We start from the raw sequence: 8,047 nt of genomic DNA on the forward strand, positions 1-8,047 counted from the left end.
CCCCCAAGGCCCGCGCAAGGCTTCAGCTGGTAATCAACCGCTCGCGCAGCTGGGCAATCTCGTCGCGCAATTGCGCCGCGGCCTCGAACTCCAGATCGCGGGCGAACTGCATCATCTTCTCTTCCAGTTGCTTGATGCGCTTGGTGATCTCGCCCGGCGTGCGCAGCTCGGCCTCGTAACGGGCGCTCTCCTCCGCTGCCTTGGCCATGCCCTTGCGCTTCTTGCTGCGCGCGCCGGGCACGGTGGCGCCTTCCATGATATCGGTGATGTCCTTGACCACACCTTTGGGCACGATGCCATTGGCCAGGTTGAATGCGATCTGCTTCTCGCGACGACGCTCGGTTTCGTCGATGGCGCGCTGCATGGAACCGGTGATGTTGTCGGCATACAGGATGGCCCGGCCATTGAGGTTACGCGCAGCACGGCCGATGGTCTGGATCAGTGAGCGCTCGGAGCGCAGGAAACCTTCCTTGTCGGCATCGAGGATCGCCACCAGCGACACCTCGGGCATGTCCAGGCCCTCACGCAGCAGGTTGATGCCCACCAGCACGTCGAAGGTACCCAGGCGCAGGTCGCGGATGATCTCCACCCGCTCGACGGTGTCGATGTCCGAGTGCAGGTAACGCACCCGCACGTCGTGGTCGGCCAGGTAGTCGGTGAGGTCTTCGGCCATGCGCTTGGTCAGCGTGGTGGCCAGCACCCGCTCGCCCTGTGCCACGCGCTTGCGGATTTCCGACAGCAGGTCATCCACCTGGGTAAGCGCCGGGCGTACTTCCACCTGTGGGTCGACCAGGCCGGTGGGGCGCACCACCTGCTCTACCACGCGCCCGGCGTGCTCGGCCTCATAGGGGCCCGGGGTGGCGGATACGAAGATGGTCTGCGGGCTGACGTCCTCCCACTCGTCGAAACGCATCGGCCGGTTGTCCAGCGCCGAAGGCAGGCGGAAGCCGTACTCGACCAGGGTTTCCTTGCGCGAGCGGTCGCCCTTGTACATGGCGCCGACCTGCGGAACGCTGACGTGGGATTCGTCGATCACCAGCAGCGCATCGGGCGGCAGGTAGTCGTACAGGGTGGGCGGCGGCGCCCCGGCCGGGCGCCCGGACAGGTAGCGCGAGTAGTTCTCGATGCCGTTGCAGTAGCCCAGCTCCAGGATCATCTCCAGATCGAAGCGGGTGCGTTGCTCCAGGCGCTGGGCCTCGACCAGCTTGTTGGCCTTCTGCAGGTATTCCAGGCGGTCCTTGAGCTCTTCCTTGATGCCCTCCACCGCCTCCAGCAGGGTTTCCCGCGGGGTGACGTAGTGGCTCTTGGGGTAGAAGGTGAAACGCGGCAGCTTGCGGAAGACCTCGCCGGTCAGCGGGTCGAAGGCGGCGATGTTCTCCACCTCGTCATCGAACAGTTCGATGCGGATGGCCTCGAGGTCCGATTCGGCCGGGAAGATGTCGATAACATCGCCGCGCACGCGGAAGGTGGCGCGGGCGAAGTCCATCTCGTTGCGGGTGTATTGCAGGTCGGCCAGGCGGCGCAGCAGCGCGCGCTGGTCGAGCTTGTCGCCGCGGTCCACGTGCAGGACCATTTTCAGGTAGGTCTCGGGGCTGCCAAGGCCGTAGATGCACGACACGGTGGTGACGATGATCGCGTCACGCCGCTCCAGCAGCGCCTTGGTCGCCGACAGGCGCATCTGCTCGATGTGGTCGTTGATCGAAGCGTCCTTCTCGATGAAGGTGTCGGACGACGGTACGTAGGCTTCAGGCTGGTAGTAGTCGTAGTAGGAAACGAAGTACTCCACCGCATTGTTGGGGAAGAACGCCTTGAATTCGCCATAAAGCTGCGCGGCCAGGGTCTTGTTCGGCGCAAGCACCAGGGTAGGCCGCTGCACCTGCTGAATGACGTTGGCGATGCTGAAGGTCTTGCCCGAGCCAGTCACCCCGAGCAGCGTCTGGTGCGACAGCCCCGCCTCGATACCTTCGACCATCTGGCGGATGGCCTCGGGCTGGTCGCCGGCCGGCTGGAAACGGGTGACGAGCTGGAACTCGGACATGACGGACCTCGCGGTGTTGCAGCAACTGTAAATTTAGCCAGTAGTCTATACCCAAATGCGCCCGCCGGGGGGCGCTTTCAAGGCACAGCTGTGAGCGCTTGTTGCAGTGGACCCGGCAATTAGACCAATGGTCGAAAAATATTTGCGCAAATGACCTGAAAAGCGATGCCGGACTGTCGCGGTGACCGGTCGGTATCACTATACTGACTCCCCGTTTGTGCACCGCTTCAGTGCATTCGGGCTGGAGCGTGTACGTCCTATCACACTCCAATCAGAGCCAAGGTAACAATGAGCCTGTTTTCCGCTGTCGAGCTGGCACCCCGCGACCCTATTCTGGGCCTCAACGAAGCATTCAACGCCGACCCACGTACCGACAAGGTCAACCTGGGCGTGGGCGTGTACTGCAATGAGGAAGGCCGCATTCCGCTGCTGCGCGCCGTGATCGAAGCCGAGACCCAGCGTGCCGCCCAGCACGCCTCGCGCGGCTACCTGCCGATCGACGGTATCGCCACCTACGACCAGGCTGTACAAAAGCTGCTGTTCGGCGCCGAGTCGCCACTGCTGGCCGCCGGCCGCGTGGTTACCGTGCAGGCCGTCGGCGGTACCGGCGCACTGAAGATTGGCGCCGACTTCCTCAAGCGTGTGTCGCCGAACGCCGTGGTTGCCATCAGCGACCCGAGCTGGGAAAACCACCGTGCGCTGTTCGAATCGGCCGGCTTCCCGGTGCAGAACTACCGCTACTACGACGCGCCGACCAACGACGTCAACCGCGCCGGCATGCTCGAAGACCTGAACAACCTGCCGTCCGGCTCGATCGTGGTGCTGCACGCCTGCTGCCACAACCCGACTGGCGTCGACCTGAGCCTGGACGACTGGAAGAACGTCCTGGAAGTGGTCAAGGCCAAGGGCCACGTGCCGTTCCTCGACATGGCCTACCAGGGCTTCGGTGACGGCATCGCCGAAGACGCCTTCGCCGTGCGCCTGTTCGCCGAGTCGGGCCTGGAGTTCTTCGTGTCCAGCTCGTTCTCCAAGTCGTTCTCGCTGTACGGCGAGCGCGTCGGTGCGCTGTCGATCGTCACCGCCTCCAAGGACGAGAGCACCCGCGTGCTGTCGCAGGTCAAGCGCGTGATCCGCACCACCTACTCCAACCCGCCGACCCACGGTGCAACCATCGTTGCCACCGTGCTGAACAGCGCCGAACTGCGCCAGATGTGGGAAACCGAGCTGGCCGAAATGCGCGAGCGCATCCACGGCATGCGCAAGCAGATGGTTTCGCTGCTGGCCGAATATGGCGCCAACCGCGACTTCAGCTTCGTTGGCCGCCAGGTTGGCATGTTCTCGTACTCGGGCCTGACCGTCGAACAGGTCGCCCGCCTGAAGAACGAGTTCGGCATCTATGCGCTGGACACCGGCCGCATCGCCGTGGCCGCGCTGAACCAGAGCAACATCCACGTGGTGACCAAAGCTATCGTGCAGGTGCTGTAACTCATTGTTTTGCCTAGGGGTGGCTTGACTTCCCCTGGGCAATCAGTAAGATACGCACAGATTCCGCGATAGCTCAGTCGGTAGAGCAAATGACTGTTAATCATTGGGTCCCTGGTTCGAGTCCAGGTCGCGGAGCCAAACATTGAAAACCTCCAGATGCGCAAGCACTGGAGGTTTTTTGTTGCACTTATCCCCTCATGCCAGCGCACGGCTGCTGTATCGTCCGAGATCCCTCGACGAGCACAGGCAAGCATGAAAGCCAACGATTTCACCCAGAACGCTCAGCAAGCGGTAGCAATCGCCGCCAACCAGGCCCTCCTGGCAAGCCGACAAGCAACGTTCGCCGTGGGTGGCTGCATCATTGAAAATGCCACTGGCAAGGTACTGATCGCCCTGCACAACCGCGTGCTGGAGCCCTCTGCCAGCCAGGCGCAACCCGCATTCAGGCTCCGCGACCCAACGGGGCATGGTGAGCGCCGGCTGGTCGACTGGTATTTCGACAACCAGCAGCGCCTTGCCCTACCCCCCACGCATGAACTGACCGTCATCACCACGCTCGACCCCTGCGCCATGTGCGCAGGCGCCTTGCTGACTGCCGGCTTCAATGTTGCCGTAAGTGCGCTCGACACCTTTGCCGGCGTCAATCATGACGGCCGTTTCGAATTCCCCGGCCTGCCGGCCGCACTTCGTCTGCGCGCGCAAGCCACGTGGGGCTATTATGCTGTCGGCAGCCCTTTTGATCGCGACTATGTCGGGCCGCCGAAAGGGCCGGTCTACGCTGGCGAACGCATCGACGCCGCAACGATGTGCCTTACCCGTTCGTTGTTCGAGGCCAGCGTGAACCACGTGCACGACGAAAGCAGCAACGCCGGCCTCCCGCCATCTGCCCTGAAAGACCCGATCACCCTACCCAGCCGGAGTCTGGTACGCCAGGCCCTGGCGGGCTTGAGCCCATGGAGCCTGCGCAGCAAAAGTGCAGACCCTCGCCTGCCCGGCATCGAACTGGCCGAGCCGTTGGTCGACACAGCTCTCGCGGCAGATACATGCAATGCCGTAGCCTTGCTGGACCCATTCGGCAATCTGCTGGCTTGCCTGGGCGGTGACGAAACGCGCTCTCCCATTCGCACTGCGTTCATGGAGACCACTCGCAGCTACGCAGCATTGCGCTGGAACCTGATGAACCATGACGATCCACAGGTCCGTGAGGAAGCACAACAGCATCTGACCCACCCCCGTTACTGCACATTCGTCCTGCTCCGTTTTCCGGACCCGGCCGACAGCGAGGCGGTCATGACCCTTGGAGCGTATGGCTCCACCATGGAACGGCACACCGCGCCGTCCTTCCCCTCAAGCCTGCAATATGTATTGCTGCCAACAGGCTGCACTGCCAAGGATGTTGCTCGACTGGCGCAAAATCTGCCGCCGTTCTACACGAGCAACGTGCAGGTCGCGCCTTGCCAGGTACTGGACCCGAACCTGATGCAGGAAGTTACAACCCGGCTGGGGCAGGCTCAGCGCTCCGAGCCTGCTGCCGGATAGGGCAATGTGACCGCACTGCCTTCATCCACCAGGCTCCAGACCAGCAACTTGGCTGACTGCTTCTGACTGGCGTTGCGCGACACGCTGTGCACGGTACCCGGGGCTTCGTACCAGTATTCACCGGCCTTGTAGGTTTTCTCCGGCTCGTTATCGAGCTTCGATACCACTGCCCCTTCCAGCACGTAGGCCATCACTGCGCCCGGGTGCTGATGCGCAGGTGATGCCTGGCCGGGGGCGTAGCTGACGGTGAGCATCACGGCGCTCTTGCCGGGGGCGTTCGAGGGTTGTTGCTGCTGCAGGACCTTGACCTGGTCGGCAGCGTCGCCGTGCGCCCAGGCAGGGGTTTGAGCGGCGAACAGGGCGAGAAGGATGATGCTAAAGGGTTTCATGGGGGCTTCTCCTGGATGGCAATTGCCTGCAGGTTAGGCCTGTGGGGCAGAGAGACAAATGACCAATTCGGGGAAAAACCAAGAGGCCGATCATTGCCTGTGCCGTCCTCTTCGCGGGCTTGCCCGCTCCCACAGATACGGCGCAGTCCCTGAAGCCTCCAGAAAACCCTGTGGGATCGGGCGATCCCGCGAAAAGGCCGGTGCAGGCACCAGATATCTCAGCTGCTACGCCCGATCGGATAAAACTCACCGTGGCTCCAGACCCCAAGCCACTCTTCCCCGTCGATCTCACGCGGCACCGCCAGCTCTACCAACTGGTAGAACACATTGCGATGAATCAGCGCCTCGAGGTTGTTGCGCATCAGCACATACGGCGATGGCTCCTGCGTGACCGGGTCGATCACCACGCGCAGCGGGTTGGCCGGCCCGGCTTCGACCTGGTCCTCGACATTGCTGGTGAAGCGCAGCACCTGCTGCTCACCCTCACCTTCCACATCCAACGCCACAGCCACGAACGGCGCATCGTCGACGCGGATGCCCACCTTCTCTACCGGGGTAATCAGGAAGTAGTCATCGCCATCGCGGCGGATGATGGTGGAAAACAGCCGCACCATCGGCTTGCGACCGATCGGCGTACCCAGGTAATACCAGGTGCCATCACGGGCGATGCGCATGTCGATGTCGCCGCAGAAGTCCGGGTTCCACAGATGTACCGGCGGCAGGCCCTTGGCCTTGGGAATCTGCGCCAGAAGATCATTGGCCTTGCCGGAATCGCTCATCACGCTTGCCTCATTCACTCACACCCAGAAGGCTACGAGCGTACTCGCGCATCGGCGCGCCTAGCAAATCCTCCGGGGTTTTATCGTGGAACGTCAACAAACCGCCACGGCTCTTGATACGTGCAGTGTCGATCAGGTAGCGGGTGCTGGTTTCGATGAGCATCATCTGCACCACGCCGGTGTCCCAGCCCAGGCGGTCGACCGCTTGTTCGTCATACCACTCGTCGCCATTGCCGATACGGTCGTCGGTGCGCGCGAAGCGGGTGTACAGCACGTAGTCGGCACCCACCGAACGCGCCTGGGCAATGGCCTCTTCCAGGCCCAGTGGCCCTTGGGCGCGACGTACCAGCGGGAAATATTCGACGAAGCTCTTGTAAGCCTGCTCGGCCACCGCGTTCTGCCGCGGCACCGGTCCCTTGCCCGGAGGCACGAACGCGCCCTGGCCGATGAAGATGAACGAATCGGGCTGCAGGCGGATCGACAGGGTGCGACGGGTATCGCTGTGGTCCAGCAGACCGGCATCGCTCATGTGGTAACGGACGCCCTCGCCCATATCGCTGACATTCATGCAACCGCCCAACGCCATCAGCGCCAGCAGCAAAACCAGGCTACGCATCTTTCCTCCAGTGGCCGGCGACGAAAAACCGGCGAATAGCTGGCGGATGCAGCTTTTGCGCCAGCTTCAGCCGCCAATCACCTTCATCACCATCACATCGCCGGAGAACGCCAGGTCCTGCTTGTCTGCCAAGGCCTTGACCAGCAAGCGCTGCAGCGCCGGCAGCGCCTGATGGCGCGGTTTTTCCAGAAGGTCGCCGACGAAATGGCGATTGCCCGACGACAGGCAGCCATGCAGCCAGCCCGTGGAAGACAGGCGCAGCCGCGAGCAGGTGCGGCAGAACGGTACGCTTTCGTTGGCGATCACGCCGAAGTGGCCTCTACCGGGCACCTGATAACGCAAGGCAGTGGCGTCCAGCGGAGCATCGACCTGAACGTAGGCATGCTTGCCAGCAATCAGTGCGAGCAGTTGGTCAAGGCCGACGAACTGCTGCAGAAGGACGTTTTGGTCACGCGCCAGGTGGCCCATGCGCATGAGCTCGATGAAGCGCAGTTCGAAGCCGCGCTCAAGGCAATAATCCAGCAGCGGCAGCACCTGATCGAGGTTGTGCCCGCGCATCGGCACCATGTTCACCTTGATCTGCATGCCCATGGCGCTGGCCCGCTCCATGCCCGCCAGCACGCTGGCCAGGTCGCCGCCCCGGGCAATACGGCGGAACGCCTGAGGGTCGAGGGTGTCGAGGGAAACGTTCAATCGGCGGATACCTGCCGCCTGCAACTGGGGCAACTTGCGCGCCAGCAACTGGCCATTGGTAGTCATCGAGATATCGTCAAGGTCGAGCTTGGCCACGGCGGCCAGGAAAGCATCCAGGCGCGGACTGACCAATGGCTCACCGCCGGTGATGCGCAAGCGTTCGATGCCGGCGGCTTCGATCAGGTAGGCCACGCCACGAGCCAGGGCCTCCGCCGACAGTTCGTCCTGTGCTGCCACCAGGCGCTTGCCGTCTGGCACGCAGTAGGTGCAGGCATAGTTACAGGCAGCCGTCAGGCTGACGCGCAGGTTGCGAAAACGCCTGCCTTGACGATCGACGATCATGAATAACTCCGGCATGGATGATGGGGGCTAGCAAAACCTGACTCATAAATCAGGTTTTTGCAAGCCCTGCACATCGCCGAAATAGGTAGGAGCAGCCTTGTGCTGCGAAAGGGCCGATACAGCCATGCAGATGTGTGCTGGCTGTACCGGCCCTTTCGCAGCACAA

Annotated in this window: 7 protein-coding genes and 1 tRNA gene; 3 read left to right on the forward strand and 5 right to left on the reverse strand. The window is 62.7% G+C overall.

The genetic code is table 11. From position 1 onward, the window contains the following. Nucleotides 1-22: 22 nt before the first annotated feature. Complete coding sequence (uvrB, locus tag ACLCGK_RS27660; protein WP_039615454.1) at nt 23-2,038, reverse strand: excinuclease ABC subunit UvrB; 2,016 nt, start codon at nt 2,036-2,038, stop codon at nt 23-25. A 288-nt stretch (nt 2,039-2,326) separates the two neighbouring features. Here uvrB and ACLCGK_RS27665 point away from each other — a divergent pair, with 288 nt between their 5' ends. From ACLCGK_RS27665 to ACLCGK_RS27675, 3 genes are all read left to right on the forward strand, one after another. Next, nucleotides 2,327-3,523 carry an amino acid aminotransferase gene (locus tag ACLCGK_RS27665; protein ID WP_075044142.1) on the forward strand — a complete coding sequence of 399 codons (1,197 nt, stop codon included), beginning with the start codon at nt 2,327-2,329 and terminating at the stop codon, nt 3,521-3,523. Between the two features lie 62 nt (nt 3,524-3,585). Continuing rightward, nucleotides 3,586-3,661 (forward strand) — tRNA-Asn (locus tag ACLCGK_RS27670). A gap of 114 nt (nt 3,662-3,775) precedes the next feature. After that, nucleotides 3,776-5,062 carry a nucleoside deaminase gene (locus ACLCGK_RS27675; protein ID WP_410953345.1) on the forward strand — a complete coding sequence of 429 codons (1,287 nt, stop codon included), beginning with the start codon at nt 3,776-3,778 and terminating at the stop codon, nt 5,060-5,062. Here ACLCGK_RS27675 and ACLCGK_RS27680 read toward each other — a convergent pair. The 4 genes from ACLCGK_RS27680 to ACLCGK_RS27695 form a co-directional block, all read right to left on the reverse strand. Then, a complete protein-coding gene (locus ACLCGK_RS27680) occupies nt 5,035-5,451 on the reverse strand; it encodes a cupin domain-containing protein (RefSeq protein ID WP_039615452.1) in 417 nt (138 codons plus the stop codon). The two genes, ACLCGK_RS27675 and ACLCGK_RS27680, sit on opposite strands and share 28 nt — an antisense overlap. Before the next feature lie 218 nt (nt 5,452-5,669). Continuing rightward, on the reverse strand, nt 5,670-6,230 hold the full coding sequence (locus ACLCGK_RS27685; RefSeq protein ID WP_410953346.1) for a DUF1285 domain-containing protein: 561 nt from the start codon (nt 6,228-6,230) through the stop codon (nt 5,670-5,672). Nucleotides 6,231-6,240: 10 nt separating this feature from the next. Beyond that, nucleotides 6,241-6,846, reverse strand: a complete 606-nt coding sequence (locus tag ACLCGK_RS27690; RefSeq protein WP_013971585.1) for a DUF4823 domain-containing protein — start codon at nt 6,844-6,846, stop codon at nt 6,241-6,243. Between the two features lie 66 nt (nt 6,847-6,912). After that, complete coding sequence (locus ACLCGK_RS27695; protein ID WP_410953347.1) at nt 6,913-7,881, reverse strand: GTP 3',8-cyclase MoaA; 969 nt, start codon at nt 7,879-7,881, stop codon at nt 6,913-6,915. Between the last annotated feature and the right edge of the window lie 166 nt (nt 7,882-8,047).

The sequence above is a fragment of the Pseudomonas sp. S1(2024) genome (assembly GCF_046557535.1).

Coding starts and splice junctions, on each gene's coding strand:
- uvrB (WP_039615454.1), bottom strand. CDS start 2,038: ATGTCCGAGTTCCAGCTCGTCACCCGTTTCCAGCCGGCCGGCGACCAG.
- ACLCGK_RS27665 (WP_075044142.1), top strand. CDS start 2,327: ATGAGCCTGTTTTCCGCTGTCGAGCTGGCACCCCGCGACCCTATTCTG.
- ACLCGK_RS27675 (WP_410953345.1), top strand. CDS start 3,776: ATGAAAGCCAACGATTTCACCCAGAACGCTCAGCAAGCGGTAGCAATC.
- ACLCGK_RS27680 (WP_039615452.1), bottom strand. CDS start 5,451: ATGAAACCCTTTAGCATCATCCTTCTCGCCCTGTTCGCCGCTCAAACC.
- ACLCGK_RS27685 (WP_410953346.1), bottom strand. CDS start 6,230: ATGAGCGATTCCGGCAAGGCCAATGATCTTCTGGCGCAGATTCCCAAG.
- ACLCGK_RS27690 (WP_013971585.1), bottom strand. CDS start 6,846: ATGCGTAGCCTGGTTTTGCTGCTGGCGCTGATGGCGTTGGGCGGTTGC.
- ACLCGK_RS27695 (WP_410953347.1), bottom strand. CDS start 7,881: ATGATCGTCGATCGTCAAGGCAGGCGTTTTCGCAACCTGCGCGTCAGC.